Annotated in this window: 8 protein-coding genes, 2 tRNA genes and 3 rRNA genes; 3 read left to right on the forward strand and 10 right to left on the reverse strand. The window is 39.8% G+C overall.

All coding sequences use genetic code 11. The features are described 5' to 3' along the window. The first annotated feature begins 143 nt into the window (after positions 1 to 143). Together FG27_RS05875 and FG27_RS05880 are read left to right on the forward strand one after the other, a co-directional pair. Entirely contained in the window at positions 144 to 1,682 is a 1,539-nt protein-coding gene (locus tag FG27_RS05875; protein WP_037316769.1) for a SulP family inorganic anion transporter, read from the forward strand. Positions 1,683 to 1,718: 36 nt separating this feature from the next. Next, the gene (locus FG27_RS05880) at positions 1,719 to 3,149 is read left to right on the forward strand and encodes a hypothetical protein (RefSeq protein WP_037316772.1); all 1,431 of its coding nucleotides are present in this window, start codon (positions 1,719 to 1,721) and stop codon (positions 3,147 to 3,149) included. Positions 3,150 to 3,253: 104 nt separating this feature from the next. Here the strand turns inward: FG27_RS05880 and FG27_RS05885 are convergent, their stop codons facing one another. Both FG27_RS05885 and FG27_RS05890 read right to left on the reverse strand, forming a co-directional pair. Further along, on the reverse strand, positions 3,254 to 5,200 hold the full coding sequence (locus FG27_RS05885) for a M1 family metallopeptidase (RefSeq protein WP_037316775.1): 1,947 nt from the start codon (positions 5,198 to 5,200) through the stop codon (positions 3,254 to 3,256). A gap of 92 nt (positions 5,201 to 5,292) precedes the next feature. Then, a complete protein-coding gene (locus tag FG27_RS05890) occupies positions 5,293 to 5,757 on the reverse strand; it encodes an RNA methyltransferase (protein WP_037316778.1) in 465 nt (154 codons plus the stop codon). Positions 5,758 to 5,876: 119 nt separating this feature from the next. Here FG27_RS05890 and FG27_RS05895 point away from each other — a divergent pair, with 119 nt between their 5' ends. Beyond that, positions 5,877 to 6,707 carry a universal stress protein gene (locus FG27_RS05895; protein WP_037316781.1) on the forward strand — a complete coding sequence of 277 codons (831 nt, stop codon included), beginning with the start codon at positions 5,877 to 5,879 and terminating at the stop codon, positions 6,705 to 6,707. Positions 6,708 to 6,947: 240 nt separating this feature from the next. Here the strand turns inward: FG27_RS05895 and rrf are convergent. From rrf to FG27_RS05935, 8 genes are all read right to left on the reverse strand, one after another. Beyond that, positions 6,948 to 7,056, reverse strand: a 5S ribosomal RNA gene (rrf, locus tag FG27_RS05900). A 137-nt stretch (positions 7,057 to 7,193) separates the two neighbouring features. Beyond that, positions 7,194 to 10,027, reverse strand: a 23S ribosomal RNA gene (locus tag FG27_RS05905). 239 nt (positions 10,028 to 10,266) lie between these two features. Further along, positions 10,267 to 10,340: transfer RNA gene (locus FG27_RS05910), tRNA-Ala, on the reverse strand. A gap of 175 nt (positions 10,341 to 10,515) precedes the next feature. Beyond that, positions 10,516 to 10,589, reverse strand: a tRNA-Ile gene (locus FG27_RS05915). Between the two features lie 110 nt (positions 10,590 to 10,699). Beyond that, positions 10,700 to 12,229: ribosomal RNA gene (locus tag FG27_RS05920) — 16S ribosomal RNA — on the reverse strand. The 16S, 23S and 5S rRNA genes sit together here with 2 tRNA genes alongside, the layout of an rRNA operon. Before the next feature lie 729 nt (positions 12,230 to 12,958). Next, positions 12,959 to 14,875: a putative porin gene (locus tag FG27_RS05925; RefSeq protein ID WP_037316784.1), complete on the reverse strand. Its 1,917-nt coding sequence runs from the start codon at positions 14,873 to 14,875 to the stop codon at positions 12,959 to 12,961. 115 nt (positions 14,876 to 14,990) lie between these two features. Next, positions 14,991 to 16,424 carry a SusD/RagB family nutrient-binding outer membrane lipoprotein gene (locus FG27_RS05930; protein ID WP_037316787.1) on the reverse strand — a complete coding sequence of 478 codons (1,434 nt, stop codon included), beginning with the start codon at positions 16,422 to 16,424 and terminating at the stop codon, positions 14,991 to 14,993. Positions 16,425 to 16,433: 9 nt separating this feature from the next. After that, positions 16,434 to 19,595, reverse strand: a complete 3,162-nt coding sequence (locus FG27_RS05935) for a SusC/RagA family TonB-linked outer membrane protein (RefSeq protein ID WP_037316789.1) — start codon at positions 19,593 to 19,595, stop codon at positions 16,434 to 16,436. Between the last annotated feature and the right edge of the window lie 165 nt (positions 19,596 to 19,760).

The raw sequence follows: 19,760 nt of genomic DNA on the forward strand, positions 1-19,760 counted from the left end.
TCTTATGAAGCATAGAAGAAACATACAATCATCTCCACTTACGCCGCCCTAGGCAGTTAAGTCTATCTTTCTATTTTATTCCGAAATTTATTTTTCTGCGGAAGAACTTCCGCTTTCCAACTTTTTATTAAAATTATATTCTGATGCAAAAAATCTTCAACCTGTTTGATTTTTCACAAAAAGTAGATTACAAAAATGAAATCCTTGCTGGACTTACCGTAGCGATGACTATGATTCCAGAATCTTTATCTTTTGCTATTCTTGCGGGATTTCCACCACTAGTAGGTTTATATGCAGCCTTTATTATGGGTATTATTACCGCCGTACTTGGGGGACGCCCAGGCATGGTTTCTGGTGGTGCCGGTGCTACAGTTGTAGTTTTAATCGCTTTAATGAATTCTCACGGACTAGAATATGTATTCGCCGCGGTTGCCATGGCCGGGGTCATTCAAATTGCAGTTGGAGTTTTTAAACTGGGTAAATTTATTCGGCTGGTACCGCAACCTGTAATGTTTGGATTTGTAAATGGCCTGGCAGTAATTATATTCACTGCTCAGTTAGAACAATTTAAAGAGGTTATTAACGGCCAGGTACAATGGTTAACCGGAGATACTTTATTAATTATGCTGGCATTAGTGGTGCTAACTATTGGTATTATCCTTATTCTTCCAAAAATAACCAAAACAATACCACCATCTTTGGTAGCCATATTGGTTGTTTTCGCTATCGTTTATTTCTTCGGAATTGAAACAAGACAGGTAAAGGATATTGCTTCCGTTAGTGGTAGCCTTCCACCTTTCCATATTCCACAGGTTCCCCTTACTTTAGAAATGCTGCAGGTCATTTTTCCCTATGGGCTAATTATGGCGGCAGTAGGGCTAACTGAAGGTTTATTAACATTAAATCTTGTTGATGAAATTACCGGCACGCGCGGTCGTAGTAATAAAGAATGTGTAGCCCAGGGAACTGCAAACATTGCCAATGGCTTTTTCTACGGAATGGGTGGCTGCCCTATGTTAGCCCAAACGCTGGTAAATTTATCTTCCGGATCTCGCGCAAGACTTTCAGGAATTGTAGCCGCGTTAACCATCTTGGCTATAATTCTGGTAGGAGCACCGGTAATCGAATTATTACCCATGGCAGCTTTAACCGGGGTGATGATCATGGTCGCCGTAGGAACCTTCGAGTGGACTAGTTTCAGAACTTTTCGTAGAATGCCAAAATCTGATGTTTTAGTGATGATTTTGGTTACCTTGGTGACCATAATTTTACATAACCTGGCATTAGCAGTACTTGTAGGGGTCATTATTTCTGCATTGGTGTTCGCCTGGGATAACGCAAAACGTATTCGCGCCAGAAAACGAATAGATGAAGATGGTATAAAACATTATGAGATTTATGGCCCACTTTTCTTCGGATCTGTTCAGGCTTTTAATGATAAATTTGATGTTTCAAATGACCCTAAAGAAGTAATTATAGATTTTTCTGAAAGCCGTGTAGTCGATATGTCGGGGATTGAAGCTCTAAATAAACTTACCGAAAGATATAACAAACAAGGTAAAAAACTTCACTTAAGATACTTAAGCGAAGATTGCAGAAAATTATTGCATAATGCTGATGCCATAATTGAAGTAAATATTTTAGAAGATCCAACCTATAAAGTTGCGGTAGATAAAGTTTAAGTTTCTTAACTTTATACTCCAACAAAAAAACACAAGATGTCAATAATTGCTGAAGGAGAAAAGGAGTTTGAAGAAATAACTTCTGTGCAGAACAAGGCGATGCGCCTCAATCTAAATGAAAACATATACGGCACCTTTGCTGAAATTGGTGCCGGCCAGGAGACCGTTCGGCACTTCTTTAGAGCAGGAAATGCCTCAGGTACCGTAGCTAAAACCCTAAGCGCTTACGATAAAGATTTTAGTGATGCTATCTACGGAATTGAAGATGATGGGCGCTATGTTACTGAACAACGCCTAACCAGTATGATGCGTTATGAAACAGGACTTATTGAAGAACGTATCTCCCGACTGAAACATCCAAATAAATTATTTTTTAGTTACGCGAATACAGTTGCTACAATAGATTGGGCTAAAAAATATAAGGGTCATGGTTGGCTGGGAATTAGATTTCAAACTAAACCGGGAGAAGATTATAGCGAAATTGTATTACACGTTCAGTTCCACGAAAATAATGCAGCGCACCAGCAAATTAGTTTAGGTACCATGGGAGTAAATCTCATTTATGGTGCATTTTATCACTACGATAATCCTAAGAACCTACTTAAACATCTATTTGATCATCTTAGTACTGATAAAATTGAAATTGACGCCATAAATTTTACCGGTCCTGCTTTTGAAGGTGTAGATAACCGGTTAATGAGCCTGGAATTAGTTAAAAATGGAATTACTGAAGCTATTATGTTTGCTCCGGACGGCAATAATGTACTCCCGGCAAGTATTCTTTACAAAAGAAATATCTTAACGCTTCGAGGAAGTTTTAGACCGGTTACGAAGGTAAACATGGCTATGTATGAAAAGTCACTGGATCTTTTTCTCAATGAAAGAAAGGTAGAAAAAGAAAATGCTGTTGTGATTTTTGAAATCACTCTCTCCAATCTTAAAGGAGAAGGAGAAATAGATGAGCAGGATTTCCTGGATCGCGCAGAATTACTGGGTTCTTTAGGGCAAACAGTTATGCTCTCTAACTTCCAGGAATATTATAAGGTGGTAGAATATTTTGGGCAACATACTAAAGAAAGAATGGGTCTTACTATGGGTGTAAGCACCTTACAGGATATTTTTGACGAAAGATATTATCGCCATTTAAGTGGAGGTATTCTAGAAGCCTTCGGGAAATTATTCTTTAAAAGCCTTAAGATCTATTTATATCCGCTTAAAGATGAAGAAACCGGAGAAATTATTACCAGTGAGAATTTAAAAGTACATCCAAGAATGCAAGAACTTTATCAATACTTCAAGGATAATGGGCGGGTGATAGATATAAAAGATTATGATCCAGAAACTTTAAATATTCATTCACGGCAGGTTCACCAAATGATTCGAGAAGGAGAAACCGGTTGGGAGTCTATGCTACCCGAAAGTACAGCGAAAATGATTAAAGAAAAATCACTTTTCAAAGGAAAATAGAAAATCAAATAAACCTGAGGCAAACTCAAGAAGCATTCGTTGAAAACTAAAAAGCCGTTTGAAATAAAATTCAAACGGCTTTTTTTATTTAAAATTTTTAGTCCCTAATCTTTATAAAAAGAATTCGGCCAGGCATCGTTTCCTGAATTTACATCTGGTAAAATTTTATCTGGATCTAACTCCACAGCTTCAATAGCTTTATCGGTACGGTGCAAGTGATTCCAGGAATCTCCTCGTTGCCAAATCTCTACCGGTAGTGTTACATTTTCTGTAGAACCATCTTCGTAAGAGATTTTCATTTTAACCGGCATTGGTATTTCTCCAGCATTAGAAACTGAAATCAGGTAATTACCCTGGTATTCTCTCACACCATCTATAGCAAGGTCTATATTTCCTGTACCATAGAACCATTTTTTAAAGAACCAGGAAAGATTTTCTCCAGATACATTTTCCATATGGTTAAAGAAATCGGCAGGTTGAGGGTGTTTATATGCCCATGTTTCTATGTAAGATTTAAATGCATTATCAAAACGCTCTTCCCCAAGAATATATTCTCTTAATAATAACAAACCAATTGCAGGTTTGTAATAAGCGATCATCCCAAGGTTTCTCAAGTTAGAAACATCTGGATAAGTATCAATACCTTCACGTTCCTTGCTTGTGAACCAGCCAGTCATATTCCTGGTTTGGTTTAACCTTGTAGGATATTCACCATCGTTAAATTCTTTAGTACTGTAATAGTTGATAAAAGTATTAAAACCTTCATCCATCCAGGCATATCGTCTTTCATTACTACCAACAATCATTGGAAACCAGTTATGGCCGAATTCATGATCGGTTACTCCCCAAAGCGAAGCGCCTTCGCTTTTCCATCCGCAAAAGTTAAGTCCGGGATACTCCATTCCGCCTATATCGGCAGCTACATTAACAGCCACAGGATAAGGATATTCAAACCATTTTTCAGAATAATGCTCTACAGAAGCTTTAGAGTATTCAGTAGAACGGCTCCAGGCATCCTGCCCGTCGCTTTCTTTTGGATATGCCGATTGTGCCATGGCTGTTTTACCACTCGGTAAATCTATTTTGGCGGCATCCCAAATAAAGGCTTTTGAAGAACCAAAAGCTACATCACGAGTATTTTCCATCTTAAAATGCCAGGTAAGCGTTCCTTCCTGTTTCGCACGCAAAGACATATCATTAACTTCTTCCGGCTTAATTAAATAAACAGTAGAGTCGCTTTTAGCAGCCCTATCCATTCTATCTCTAACTTTTGAAGACAACACCTGTCTTGGGTTCTGCAATTCACCTGAAGCTACCACAATATGGCTAGCAGGAGCAGTAACTTTAAAATCGTAATCCCCGTAGTCTAAATAAAACTCGCCGGCACCAAGATATGGTTCTATATTCCAACCTTCTACATCATCATAAACCGCTGCCTTTGGAAACCATTGCGCCAAAGCATAAATAGTACCGTCTTCAACATCAAGTCTACCCATACGATCCATACCATCTACTGGAATTTTATATTCAAAATTCATAGATACAGTAGCTTTTCCTCCTTTAGCAGGAATAGGGTCTTCGAAGAATACCTGCATACGGGTATCGTTAATTAAATATTCTGAAGAAGAGCTTCTTTTAACTTTTGCTTCCAGGTTAGAGATAGTATAACCACCATCAATATCACCGTTATAACGATTTCCCTGAACTGGTGTAGTTAAGGTTCCACGAGAATCTTCTTTAAATCGATTTTGCTCTAAGTGCATCCAGATAAAATCTAATTCCTGGGGACTGTTATTGGTATACGTTAATGTTATTTCCCCCTTTATAGTGTGGTCTTCATCATTTAAAGTAACTTCAATTTCATAATCGGTTTCATTCTGCCAGTATTCAGATCCCGGTTTTCCTGAAGCATCACGGTACATATTACCGCTGCGATCCATAAATTCATTAAAATCACTCTGGTTGTTTCCCACAACCTCCTGTGCTTTTGCCCCGGTGGTAAACATTCCTGCAACCGCAAGGCCAAGCATAGCTCTGGATAAGTATTTCATTCTATTAAGTTTTTAGTGTAATTGCCGCTAATTTAACCAAACTGATTAAAAATCCCGATATAATAAAGCTTATAAAATAAGAGAAAAGGGAATCAGGTGGAAAATTTAGATTTACTGCTACGATCATACATAATTATACTTCCAGCTACAGAAACATTAAGACTTAAGCGAGACTGAAATTTCACCAGAAAGTGTGATTTCTTTATAGCTTCATTAGAAAGACCATGATCTTCCGCTCCCAGCAAATAAACGCAGCGTCTTGGATGGATAAATTCTTCTAAGGCCTCAGCATTATCGGTTAGTTCAACCCCCACAAGCATTGCACCTTTAGGTAAGTGCGCATAAAAATCCTCAAAAGTTTCATAATGAAAATAAGGCATAGCACCAACAGCTTTATGAGTATCACAGGCTTGCTTGGCATATCTATTCCCAATAGTATAAATAAAACTAGCGCCCATATTTTGAGCAGATCGCCAGAGTACTCCCAAATTCTCCGGTGTTTTTCCATTTTGAATACCTATACCGAAAAACCCCTGTTCTAAATTATCTACATTCATAAGTGGGTCAAAAATAGTAGAATTAATTTTTTCTGCGGAATTTCTATCTTAGAAAACCTGATTTTTATCATTTTAATTAGCGTGGAAGCATTTTAACTTTAATAAAAATATTTGGCACCATGAAATATATACTTATACCCACCGATTTTTCAGAATCTGCGATTAATGCATCAGAATTTGGTATAGAAATGGCCAAATTTCTTAAACTTCCTATCCGTTTTTTGCATAGTGTAAAAACGCCTGTAGACTGGCAAAAATTAAATCTAAAGGATGAAAGCAAGTATCCCGAAACTAAGGAAAGAATCAATACTGCAAAAGATCAATTAAAAACCTGGGAGAAAAAAGCGGAAAATAATGGTATTGAGGCAGAACATATCTTAATCTACAACACAGGTCTCGATGAATTGATTAATTATACAAATCCAGAGAACTATGAGTTAGTTATTATGGGAACTCATGGTGCCAAAGGTTTTGAAAAAATCCTGGGTTCAAATACTCAAAAGTTAATAAGACATTCTGAAGTGCCAGTTTTAGCAATCAAACATAAGGTAGATTTAAAAAATCTATCAAATATTCTTATTGCCACAGATTTTTTGAAAGAATCCAAAAATGCATTTGAAAAAGTTTATAAGCTTTTGAAAAAATTAAAAATAAAAATCACCCTGGTATATATTAATACAGCTTATAATTTTAAAGAAACTGGTGAGATTGATGAAATGATATCTATTTTTTTAGATAAAAAAGAATGGAGAAATCTGGAAGTAGAAAGGTTTAACGCAAATAATGAAGCAAGGGGAATAGGAATGGCGATCAACAAACTAAAACCAGATCTTTTTACAAGCATAAGCCATAAGCGTTCAGGTTTCAATACGATTTTTAGCCCGAGTATTACTGAAGAGATCATTAATAATTACCATATACCGGTCTTAAGTATTAACAGGGAGATTTAATTATCCAATCCTTCCAAGTCAGTAAAGAATTCTTTAAAATTGAAACATAAAAAAACCCTTCACTAAATAAATGATGAAGGGTTCTAAAAAAAGGCGGTGACATATTAAATGACCACCTTTGAATACAAGTGCTTGCACGCAGTATGAAAAGCTATGGGAATTAATCCCGCTACGCAGCGGGACCTCATAATTTTATTCCAAAAAAAAGACCCTTACAACTTAATGTAAGGGTCTTTAAAAAAAAGGCGGTGACATACTCTCCCACAAATAGCAGTACCATCTGCGCTAACGGGCTTAACTTCTCTGTTCGGAATGGGAAGAGGTGAGCCCCGTTGCCATAACCACCTTAAGTCTTTGAGTTTGGCATAACACGTCTTTAAACGTCCTATCCAACTCCTAATAAGTTGACATATTTAAGAAACAAAGAATATAGAAGAACTTCAAGATAAAGCATTCAAGTCCCCACACCTTTGCAGGCGTGGGAATCGCATCAAGCTTTACGGATTATTAGTACCACTCGGCTATGACATTGCTGCCTTTACACCTGTGGCCTATCAACGTGGTCGTCTCCCACGGTCCTTTAAAGAAATCTCATCTTGTGGTGGGTTTCGCGCTTATATGCTTTCAGCGCTTATCCCTTCCCAACGTAGCTACCCAGCAATGCTCCTGGCGGAACAACTGGTGCACCAGAGGTTGGTCCAATCCGGTCCTCTCGTACTAGGATCAGGTCCACTCAAATTTCTAACGCCCACTACAGATAGAGACCGAACTGTCTCACGACGTTCTGAACCCAGCTCGCGTGCCACTTTAATGGGCGAACAGCCCAACCCTTGGGACCTTCTCCAGCCCCAGGATGTGACGAGCCGACATCGAGGTGCCAAACCCCCCCGTCGATGTGAGCTCTTGGGGGAGATCAGCCTGTTATCCCCGGCGTACCTTTTATCCTTTGAGCGATGACCCTTCCATGCGGTGTCACCGGATCACTATGCTCTACTTTCGTACCTGATCGACCTGTATGTCTCTCAGTCAAGCTCCCTTTTGCCATTGCACTCTACGCACGGTTACCAAGCGTGCTGAGGGAACCTTTAGAAGCCTCCGTTACTCTTTTGGAGGCGACCACCCCAGTCAAACTACCCACCAAGCACTGTCCCTCAATAATGAGGTTAGGCTTCGAACAAGTAAAGGGTGGTATTTCAACAATGACTCCACACCGCCTGGCGACGGCGCTTCAAAGTCTCCCACCTATCCTACACATCACTTGTCCAAAGTCAATACTAAGCTATAGTAAAGGTGCACGGGGTCTTTTCGTCCCGTAGCGGGTAATCGGCATCTTCACCGATACTACAATTTCACCGAGCTCATGGCTGAGACAGTGTCCAGATCGTTGCACCATTCGTGCAGGTCGGAACTTACCCGACAAGGAATTTCGCTACCTTAGGACCGTTATAGTTACGGCCGCCGTTTACTGGGGCTTCAATTCAATGCTTCGCCGAAGCTAACATCTCCTCTTAACCTTCCAGCACCGGGCAGGTGTCAGGCCCTATACATCATCTTTCGATTTAGCAGAGCCCTGTGTTTTTGATAAACAGTCGCCTGGACCTCTTCACTGCGGCCCCGCCGAAGCGGGGCGACCCTTCTCCCGAAGTTACGGGCCCATTTTGCCTAGTTCCTTAGCCATGAATCTCTCGAGCACCTTAGAATTCTCATCCCAACTACCTGTGTCGGTTTACGGTACGGGTTGCCACCACTCGCTTTTCTTGGAAGTCGATTCGCTAGATTATCACGCCGGCCGAAGCTTTTGTGTACTATCGGGGTGTTACCACTCCCTTCAACGTGCTATTCCGTCAGCACGCACTAACTTTTCGCCTCCGTCCGCTTTAACGTGGGGCAAGTACAGAAATATTAATCTGTTGTCCATCGACTACCCCTTTCGGGTTCGCCTTAGGTCCCGACTAACCCTCAGCTGATTAGCATAGCTGAGGAATCCTTAGTCTTTCGGTGTGCGGGTTTCTCGCCCGCATTATCGTTACTTATGCCTACATTTTCTTTTGTAACCAATCCAGCATACCTCGCAGTACACCTTCATCTCTGTTACAATGCTCCCCTACCACTCTATATCTAAATATAAAGTCCATAGCTTCGGTAATATGTTTATGCCCGATTATTATCCATGCCGGACCGCTCGACTAGTGAGCTGTTACGCACTCTTTAAATGAATGGCTGCTTCCAAGCCAACATCCTAGCTGTCTGGGCAGTCCAACCGCGTTTCTTCAACTTAACATATATTTTGGGACCTTAGCTGATGGTCTGGGTTCTTTCCCTCTCGGACACGGACCTTAGCACCCATGCCCTCACTGATATAAAACATTTTATAGCATTCGGAGTTTGTCAGGAATTGGTAGGCGGTGAAGCCCCCGCATCCAATCAGTAGCTCTACCTCTATAAAACTATCATATCGCTGCACCTAAATGCATTTCGGGGAGTACGAGCTATTTCCGAGTTTGATTGGCCTTTCACCCCTACCCTCAGGTCATCCCAAGACTTTTCAACGTCAACGGGTTCGGTCCTCCACTATGTGTTACCACAGCTTCAACCTGCCCAAGGGTAGATCACACGGTTTCGCGTCTACCATTACCAACTTAAAACGCCCTATTAAGACTCGCTTTCGCTACGGCTCCACAGCTGAACTGCTTAACCTTGCTGGAAACGGTAACTCGTAGGCTCATTATGCAAAAGGCACGCCGTCACCCCGAAGGGCTCCGACCGCTTGTAAGCGTATGGTTTCAGGATCTATTTCACTCCCTTGTTCAGGGTTCTTTTCACCTTTCCCTCACGGTACTGGTTCACTATCGGTCTCTCAGGAGTATTTAGCCTTGGCGGATGGTCCCGCCGGATTCATACAGGGTTTCTCGTGCCCCGCACTACTCAGGATACCACTATCACTGCATTCTTTACCTATACCGGGCTGTCACCGTCTATGGCCAGGCTTTCCAACCTGTTCTAATTCTGTTTGCAACAAATGTTGTGGTCCTACAACCCCATAAGGTCCGTAAACCTTATGGTTTGGGCTAATGCGCGTTCGCTCGCCGCTACTAGCGCAATCACTATTGTTTTCTCTTCCTCCGGGTACTTAGATGTTTCAGTTCTCCGGGTTTGCCTCCTTAAAGGATACTATACCTTCAGTATAGTGGGTTGCCCCATTCGGATATCTGCGGATCAACTTGTATGTGCCAATCCCCGCAGCTTTTCGCAGCTTATCACGTCCTTCTTCGCCTCTGAGAGCCTAGGCATTCCCCATACGCCCTTATCTAGCTTGTATGCTTCTTGCTTATGCTCGAATTTCTCGTGACCTTAATCACAATGTATTCTATTAATTTAATTTACCTCGTTATAAAATTTAACTTCTATAACTGTAGTTTTCTCGTATTCTTTGTTTCTCAATATGTCAATGAACTTTTTTCCTCTCTAACAATCTAATTTCAATGATAACCAAACGAATATGCTTTACGCATTTCCTGATTGTTTAAATTACCTATCTCCCTTAGATCTTAAGGAATCGTGGAGAATATCGGAGTCGAACCGATGACCTCCTGCGTGCAAGGCAGGCGCTCTAGCCAGCTGAGCTAATCCCCCATTTTTCAGTTGTCAGGTATCAGTTAACAGTTATCAGTTAATTGATGACCTATATGTCAACCTGGGATTCCCAACTTCTAAAATTTCCTTTCAATTTGTAATGAACGTTGTTGTCTCAAATTCAAATTACTTTGAACTATGAACCTTTAACTTTGAACTGCGCCTTAGCGCGTCGTAGTCTCAGGCAGACTCGAACTGCCGACCTCTACATTATCAGTGTAGCGCTCTAACCAGCTGAGCTATGAGACTGTCCTTTATTCTTTAAATATTAAATCGACAGCTTAGAATCAAAACCAAAAAAGGTCTTTAAGAACTTCCCTTTTGATTATTGCGCTTTGCCTTAAAAGGCATTGCTCTAGAAAGGAGGTGTTCCAGCCGCACCTTCCGGTACGGCTACCTTGTTACGACTTAGCCCCAGTTACCAGTTTTACCCTAGGCGGCTACTTGCGGTGACCGACTTCAGGTACCCCCGGCTTCCATGGCTTGACGGGCGGTGTGTACAAGGCCCGGGAACGTATTCACCGCATCATGGCTGATATGCGATTACTAGCGATTCCAGCTTCACGCAGTCGAGTTGCAGACTGCGATCCGAACTGTGATAGGGTTTGTAGATTCGCTCCTTCTCGCGAAGTGGCTGCTCTCTGTCCCTACCATTGTAGCACGTGTGTGGCCCAGGACGTAAGGGCCGTGATGATTTGACGTCATCCCCACCTTCCTCGCGGTTTGCACCGGCAGTCTGGCTAGAGTTCCCGACATTACTCGCTGGCAACTAACCACAGGGGTTGCGCTCGTTATAGGACTTAACCTGACACCTCACGGCACGAGCTGACGACAACCATGCAGCACCTTGTAATCTGTCCGAAGAAAAGGGTGTTTCCACCCCTGTCAGACTACATTTAAGCCCTGGTAAGGTTCCTCGCGTATCATCGAATTAAACCACATGCTCCACCGCTTGTGCGGGCCCCCGTCAATTCCTTTGAGTTTCATTCTTGCGAACGTACTCCCCAGGTGGGTTACTTATCACTTTCGCTTAACCACTCAGATCTCAATCGATCCGAACAGCTAGTAACCATCGTTTACGGCGTAGACTACCAGGGTATCTAATCCTGTTCGCTACCTACGCTTTCGTCCATCAGCGTCAGTATATTATTAGTGATCTGCCTTCGCAATCGGTATTCTGAGTAATATCTATGCATTTCACCGCTACACTACTCATTCTAACCACTTCATAATAACTCAAGACAATCAGTATCAATGGCAGTTCTCCCGTTGAGCGGAAGACTTTCACCACTGACTTAACTGCCCGCCTACGGACCCTTTAAACCCAATGATTCCGGATAACGCTTGGATCCTCCGTATTACCGCGGCTGCTGGCACGGAGTTAGCCGATCCTTATTCGCAGAGTACCGTCAAACCCCCACACGTGGGGGTGGTTCTTCCTCTGTAAAAGCAGTTTACAACCCATAGGGCAGTCTTCCTGCACGCGGCATGGCTGGATCAGGCTCTCGCCCATTGTCCAATATTCCTCACTGCTGCCTCCCGTAGGAGTCTGGTCCGTGTCTCAGTACCAGTGTGGGGGATCTCCCTCTCAGGACCCCTACCTATCGCTGCCTTGGTAAGCCGTTACCTTACCAACTAACTAATAGGACGCATACCCATCTAATAGCCATAAATGTTTAATGATGGTCTCAGGTGAGACCTCCATACTATGGGGCATTAATCCAAGTTTCCCTGGGCTATTCCCCGCTAAAAGGTAGGTTGTATACGCGTTACGCACCCGTGCGCCGGTCGTCAGCGAAAGAGCAAGCTCTTCCCTGTTACCCCTCGACTTGCATGTGTTAGGCCTGCCGCTAGCGTTCATCCTGAGCCAGGATCAAACTCTTCATCGTTGTTTCTTAAATATAATTACAACAATCAAATCGTCTGTACTCAAAGATGACTTCTCTAGTCTTAATTCTAAATTATTTGTATCATTCTTCTCTCGAAAAATGTACGCGCTGTCAATTCAATAAATCAATGAACTTTCCCAATATTACTCGGGATATTCTTGTCGAAATTAAAGGACTCGAACCTCTCGCTATCTCACCCACCCGGGATTTCTTTTTCAATATTTCTGGGAACTCGTTTGCGCCGAAAGCGGCTGCAAATATACAACGCTTTTTCTTTATCAGCCAAATCTTTTTTAGAAAAAATTTTGACTTTTTTTAAAGCTTTCCATTCTCAAAAGAACATTAAAAACAACTGCCGTTTTAATTAAAAACCTTCGCTGTTTTTGCGGCTGCAAATATACACCCTCTTTTGATTCTGGCAAGTAAAAAATAAGTTTTTTTTACTTTTATTATTTTAAAGCTTTTTCAACCTTAAAAAATCACCGTATCCCAATATGCAATGAACTTCCCAGCTTCATCCCCAACCCTCGTTGCGTCTCAAAGCGGGTGCAAATATACTGCTGTTTTTTAGATGCGCAACAATAAATTTATATTTAATGATTTTTCAGGATTTCTCATCAAATCACCTAAACTCAGCTAAATTTCGATTCAATAAAAGCTTTGTGCGAAATAATTCAGCATTTAAAAAGTTAAAAAGAGATTTAAAGAAGATTACTTGTAGCTAAAATTCTAGAGAAAAAAGTTCCATACCAGCCCAAAACGCAGCAGAAAATCGGTATAAGGATAATTTGGTGCTACGAAATTATTGTTAGCCTCAATTAGAGAATTGACATTCTCCAGCTTCAGAAAGATTCGTGTTTGATCTACTTTCGCATTAAAAAAGAAATCTACGACCGGATAATTCCCAAATTCAGCTGAATTCTGCACGAAGAATTCGGCTAAAATAGGATCATAGGCATTCATATTATAATTAGTAAAATACTTAAATGTAAATCCTGTTTGAAGATATAGTGCTTTATCAAACCATTCATCTTTATAATATATAGAATTTCGGGTTACAAATTCAGGAAGATTTAATACCGAGGCTCCATCAAGTACATTCTGGTACATAAGTGTATTATCTATTGCAAAAAGACCAAAATCAAACTTTCTATGTGCTTTTAGTTTTAAATACCTAACCTGGTCTCCTGCCTGGAATGGTTTAACTAAGGAATCTTCGCCCCTGGTAAAATAAGTATAGTTTTGAATTTGAGTTAACCTCCCTTCTACATCCAGCAATTTCTTAGAATTTAATTTTCCGTAGATACTTTGCGTATTCACGTTATCAAAATCATTTTGCCAGTTATAATTTATATAGTTGCTTTGATACAATAGAAAATTATAATTTGGCATATGGCTATTTTGGTTTACCCCAAATTCCAGTTTATTCTCCTCATCTAAAGCATAAGAAGCTTGAGCTGCCAGATAACTCCCTGTAAAATCACCAGCAAAACTCAACATTGCATCAGCTTTAACATTAAAACCGGCGATACTTTTATTATACTCACCACCTACAGCATAATTTGTTCCGTTGAGTTTATTATTAATAGTATCATTTTCTCTTATATAGAACGTATTGTAACCATACTCAAAATTTTTAACGGCAGCTTTAGCTTTTACTTCCCCCAGGGTCTTGTTAGACCATTTCACATAAGCTTCATTATAAAATTCACTTAACCTCACTCGATCTCTTAAATTAGATTGTTGAAATGAGGGTCCAAAAATTTGATTCACGGCACTATTTTGCAGGAATTCAAATTTTTTATAATCGTGGTTAAAAGTATGGCCAATTTTCAAGGTATTTGAAGCAAGTGAATCAGGAGCTACCATATTGTAGTAATGATCCAAATAAAATCGCTTGCCATATAAGGTGCTTTCAGCATTTTCAAAATTCATAGCCAATAAAGACCGGTCTTCAAATTCTTCTTCTCTATCTATATATTGCTGAAGGGCTAGTTCTGACAACCCGCCGTTTTCCTGGTTCATTAAATCATGGGAAACAAAATGTGTTCTTAGGTGATACTTCCTATCAAGAGTTTTATAGTTAAGGCCGAACCTAAATATACCGGTACTGGTAAGCTCATTTTGATATCTCCCTAAAGCACGAACTCCTTTGTAAGCGACAGAGAAATTTAAGCGTTCAGCAGTATTAATAGAAAATAAAACATCTAATTGCTGCCCCTGATCTGGTACTGTTTTAAAATAAGCTTCTGTAATTGGTGTAGGAACATGGTAATAAAAAACATCTTCTACTTCCAGGAAATTGTAATGCCTTGCCCGTGCACCAAATTCAGGATATAACTTTTGAGCATCAAAATCGGCACCCAGTCTGTTATAGGTTTGGCCAGTATTGGAAAATGGAAGTAATTCAAAGTTATCTTGGCGGCGGTAATTAAATTTATAGTCTTTTTCTATAGTAAGCGTGGTATCTACAAAAGTAGTATCATTCTTTATAGAAATTATCTTATAAGCAGAGATTGGTGGTTTTATAGTGTCTTCTTGGGTTTCAGTATTTTCATTATTTCCACCCGGAGATCCAGACAACCTGGTTTGGGAGAAACCTAAAAATGGAATAATCAAGAAAAATAACAGTATATAAATTTTCATAGATAAAAAAGACTCTAGCAAAAGTAAAAATAAAAATCACAGGAAACTGAAATTGGACAAAACAAAAAAACCACCCCTAATGGGATGGTTTTCAATTATTAGAGAATATTGATAATTATTCTTCAAACCACATAGGTGAATCCAATGCCATTTGACTAGGCGCATTAGGATTTGAAGTGATTTCACTAACAGGATACTGATACCTTCTAATGATATCATCAAGCTGAGCATTTTCTGGAACCATAAAAGATGGTGTTTTAGTTCTTCTCCAATGCGTCCAACCTTCAATTCCTCTTGTGAATAAGGCAACGTATTGCTCTATATGAACTCTTTCTATAGCATCTTCAGTCGAAAGTCCTTCAATACTACCTCTAGCTGCTAAATAAGCATCCTTTTCCGAAGCTGAAATCTCGCCAGGCTGACCATCATAAGAATCTAAAGAGGCCTCAACTCCCATCATATAATATTCCTGAGCATTTCCAGAAATATATCCTTTTAAGGCAGCTTCTGCCAAAAAGAAATGTGTTTCTGCTGCAGTAGCATAACGATCTTCAAGATCTGGTCGTAAAATATTTAAGCTTACTGGCGAAATACCTGTTACTTCAAACACACCCTGATCCTGGCCAACAATCTCATCATCATCATTTCTGTCAAAGAATACATCCCTACGCGGATCATTGTTCTCATTTAAAATCTCAGTCAATGTACTTCCCGCATAGAAAAATAAATTATCCCCACCAGCAAATAAATCGATCGTTCTCCATAATGGGTTCTCATTACCAATATTATCACTATAAGGCAAATACGCATTCTGAGAATTCTCAACAATTAAAGGTTCCGCTGAAACCGCCTGGATTTCACCTTGTACAGATGAATCTACATTAGCAATCAACATAAGAGCCTTCAACTTAAGTGAATTAGCAAAACGAATCCAGTTTTCCCTATCACCGTTATACATTAAATCTCCCGAAGTCACAATATCAGTTTCCGTTTGCAGGAGTTCAATACCTTCGTCCAACCTGTTAATTACCCCGCGAAGAACATCTTCCTGGCTATCAAAATTAGGATTGGGAAAATCTGCTACTTGAATAGCTTCACTAAAAGGGATATCACCAAAAATCTGTGTTAGGTTCAAATAGGCAAATCCTTCAAATACTTTGGCTTGTCCAATTATATTAAGTGCCTCTGGATTATTAGTTTCGGTCAACACTCTAACCTGCTGTAAATTTCTAAGTACAGTAGTGTAATGACCAACCCAAACATTATTAGTTGTGTTAGGGCTAATAGTATACCTTTCGGGATTAGAAAAAACTCCAGAAGAACCAGTACTCGCCCAATGCTGAGCTTGCATATTAACAGCATTCAATTCAACCGTTCTGTTTTGTGACATTCCAACCATTATAGTCGGAAACAAAAGGCTCGGTTCTACAGTAGTAGCGGCCAGAGGATCTGTATTTATATCAAAATCGTCTGTACAACTAACAAGACCTACACCAAAAACGGCTACGGTAAGTACAAAAACAATTGTTTTATTTATATATTTTTTCATTTTATATGTTTAAAAATTCATATTTACATTAAACCCAATGCTTCTTGGAGAAGGCACTCCACCACGCTCAATTCCTTGAAGGTTACTTCCTGCTCCACCTAAAGATGCTTCAGGATCAACATGAGGTACTTCAGAATTAAATATTGCTAAATTTCTAGCCTGTACTCCAATCCTTAAACCTTCCAAGAAAATGTTATCTAAATAAGAAGAAGGAAGGGTATAAGTCAAGCTCAATTCTCTCCATTTAATAAAAGTAGCATCAAAAACATTACCTTCTACAACACTTGCACTAGAATAGGCAGCCCAGTAATTCTGAGGACTGGCTGCGATATCATTTGGAACAGCTTCCCCACTTTCATTTAATCTGAAAGCTTGAGTGTCCACGATATCTGCACGACCATTCGCTGCAGTTTCAGCTGCAAGCCCATCTCTTCTTAATTGACCAACTGTATTAGAAAACATCTTACCACCATTTCTATAATCAAAAGTAGTTGTTAAGGCAAAACCTTTATATCTCCAGGTAGAAGTTAATCCCATAATAAAATCAGGGAAAATATCTCCCAGGTTATCAGGAGAACCTACTTGTCTCAACCCATCAGAATTCACAAGTATTTGATCCTCTATTGGGTCACCATTTTCATCTTGCACTCTTGCAAATCTTGGGCCATATAACTGTAAGCTTTCACCTTCTACTGCTCTTACCGCAATACCGTTAAAACCAGTTTCTAAGTTTAATGATCCACCAGGAATATCACCTAAATCATCAACTTCAAACCTGTTAGAGGTGAAGTTATAATCAACATCCCACGTAAAATCATCACCATTCAAAACCCTAGCGCCTAATTCCAGTTCTACACCTTTATTACTAACCTGTCCTATATTGGTCAAAAATGAACTAAAACCTGAAGTTTGCGGTGTTGGCAAGAATAAAATCTGATCCGTAGTTTTATTTTCATAATAGGTAGCATCTATTGTAATCCTGTTATTAAAGAATCCAAATTCCAAACCAAATTCAATATTTTCCTGATTTTCCGGCTTCAAATTTTGATTAGCTAGGAAACCCTGAGAACCGAAGGCCAGGTTACCATTAAATGGATAAGTACCACCAGTTCCAAACTGACCAAAGAAAGTAGTCAATGGGTTAAAGTTATAGCTTAACAAATAAGGATCGGTATCTACACCTACATTCGCCCAACTAGCTCTCACTTTACCATAACTAAAGAAGTCACTTTTAATATCAAGTGCATCAGTATAAACTAAACTAGCTGAAACCGAAGGGTAGAAGAAACTTCTATTTTGCTCAGGAAGCGTTGAAGACCAATCATTTCTTCCGGTAGCGTTTAAGAAAGCCCATCCTTTATAGTCGAATGTTATATCACCGAATACACCATGGATTCTACGATCAGAAAAATCTTTAAAAGGACTGTTATTTTCAGCATTTCCTGGATCTAAAAGTCCTGGAACTACAAGATCCGTAGCAATATTTCCCGTTCTATCAATAACTCTTTGATTCCATTGAGTACCTGCCCTTGCAGTGATATTAAAATCATCATTGATAAACCAGTCATAGGTAGCTATGAAATCTAAAGTTAATTCTCTACTTTGAATAAAATCATCTCTATAAGATCCATTAAATCTACCTAAAGTTCCATTTCTATTCTGAGTTAACCTCTTGTCTGTATAGGAGTCATATCCTGCTCTACCTAAAAGACTCAAATTTTCGATAGGAGTAAAATCAATAGTGGCATTCCCATAAAAACGCTCTACACTAGTCTGAGAAGCGTTAGCATTTGCGATCCAGTACGGGTTATTTGTCTGTAAACCAGCTGGGCTCAATTGGTCACCAAATTCATCCGCAAAAGGTTGAAATAATGAGAAATCAGTGGTCCTTGGAAGACCATTTACGATATTAGTTAATACATTAGGATCATTGGCACCAGCAGCAGCAGTCCCTGTTGTATTTGTTCTTACGTAATTAACGTTTACCCTTGATTTCAATTTATCCGTAAGCGTTGCTCCTGCATTACCACCGAGGTTAATTCTATTTAAACTAGAGTTCGGAATAACCCCCTCTTGCTCTGTATGAGAAAGACTCAGCCTGTAATCATCCGCACCACCTTCTGAAGCTCCAGAAACGTTAAAATTATTAATCTTAGTAACACCGGTTCTATAGAAATTTTCAACACCATTTTCAAAAATTTCAAATGGCACTACTTCTCCCGCTACGTTAGTATAAGTTTGACCTTGAACATCACCTATGCTAGGACCCCACCCCGGCAGACCAGGGTTTCCATCATTGATGGCAGTTTCAGTATCCACTTCCCCTTGATCTCCAAATACATATTCATTCTGAAAATCAGGCAGAATAAGAGGGTCATCAAATCGCAGCGATGAATTAACCTGAAAAGATGCAGCTCTACCCGCTTTACCTTTCTTAGTGGTAACCACTATAACACCTCCTGAAGCACGAGAACCATAGAGGGCAGCAGCAGAAGCCCCTTTTAATATAGTTACACTTTCAATATCGTCAGGGTTAATATCCTGCGCTCTGTTTCCAAAATCGAATCCACCGGTAATTCTTGAACCACTCGCTATATTAGCATTGGAAATTGGCACACCATCCACAACCCATAAAGGCTGTACATCACCATTCAATGAAGATATCCCTCGAATTGTAATTCTTGTAGAACCTCCTACGTTTCCACTTTGATTAGAAATCTGAACACCTGAGGACTTCCCTTGTAAAGCATTAAGAACGTTTGTTTCCCTTACTTCGTTAAGTTCTTCCGACTTAACTGTAGAAACCCCGTAACCCAGGGATTTCTCAGAACGCTCTATACCAAGTGCAGTTACAACTACCTCATCAAGAGATGAAGCATCAACTTCCATAGTTACATCTAAAATATTAGACGAACCTACTTGTCTCTCCGCAGATGAAAATCCAATAAAACTAAACACCAAAGTTTCTCCCTGTGATGTAGTTATCGAGTACTCTCCGTCGAAATCTGTTTGGGTCCCTGTGGAACTTCCCTTTACAAGCACATTCACCCCAGGAAGAGGTAAACCTTGATCATCGGTCACCGTACCGGTTACCGTTTTCTGTTGTGCAAACGTAAATTGCACTACGAACGCTAAGAGTAGCGTAAGAATTCCATGTAATTTGTTTTTCATTATTGTTTAAATTTGAATTAGCCTACGCCAAAAATCATAATAAATTCTTAATAAACCAAATGATTTTTTAATTGAATTATTATTTCCTTTATTAAAACATACTTAGAAGATATAAAATATGGCTCCTTCTTAAAGCAATTTTTTTACGAATTCTTCAAAAGCCAA

The sequence above is a fragment of the Salegentibacter sp. Hel_I_6 genome, from assembly GCF_000745315.1.
GTDB lineage: Bacteria > Bacteroidota > Bacteroidia > Flavobacteriales > Flavobacteriaceae > Salegentibacter.

Bases quoted from the DNA above. Each gene is read 5' to 3' on its own strand.
- FG27_RS05895 (WP_037316781.1), top strand. From the start codon at position 5,877: ATGAAATATATACTTATACCCACCGATTTTTCAGAATCTGCGATTAAT.
- FG27_RS05875 (WP_037316769.1), top strand. From the start codon at position 144: ATGCAAAAAATCTTCAACCTGTTTGATTTTTCACAAAAAGTAGATTAC.
- FG27_RS05925 (WP_037316784.1), bottom strand. From the start codon at position 14,875: ATGAAAATTTATATACTGTTATTTTTCTTGATTATTCCATTTTTAGGT.
- FG27_RS05930 (WP_037316787.1), bottom strand. From the start codon at position 16,424: ATGAAAAAATATATAAATAAAACAATTGTTTTTGTACTTACCGTAGCC.
- FG27_RS05935 (WP_037316789.1), bottom strand. From the start codon at position 19,595: ATGAAAAACAAATTACATGGAATTCTTACGCTACTCTTAGCGTTCGTA.
- FG27_RS05890 (WP_037316778.1), bottom strand. From the start codon at position 5,757: ATGAATGTAGATAATTTAGAACAGGGGTTTTTCGGTATAGGTATTCAA.
- FG27_RS05880 (WP_037316772.1), top strand. From the start codon at position 1,719: ATGTCAATAATTGCTGAAGGAGAAAAGGAGTTTGAAGAAATAACTTCT.
- FG27_RS05885 (WP_037316775.1), bottom strand. From the start codon at position 5,200: ATGAAATACTTATCCAGAGCTATGCTTGGCCTTGCGGTTGCAGGAATG.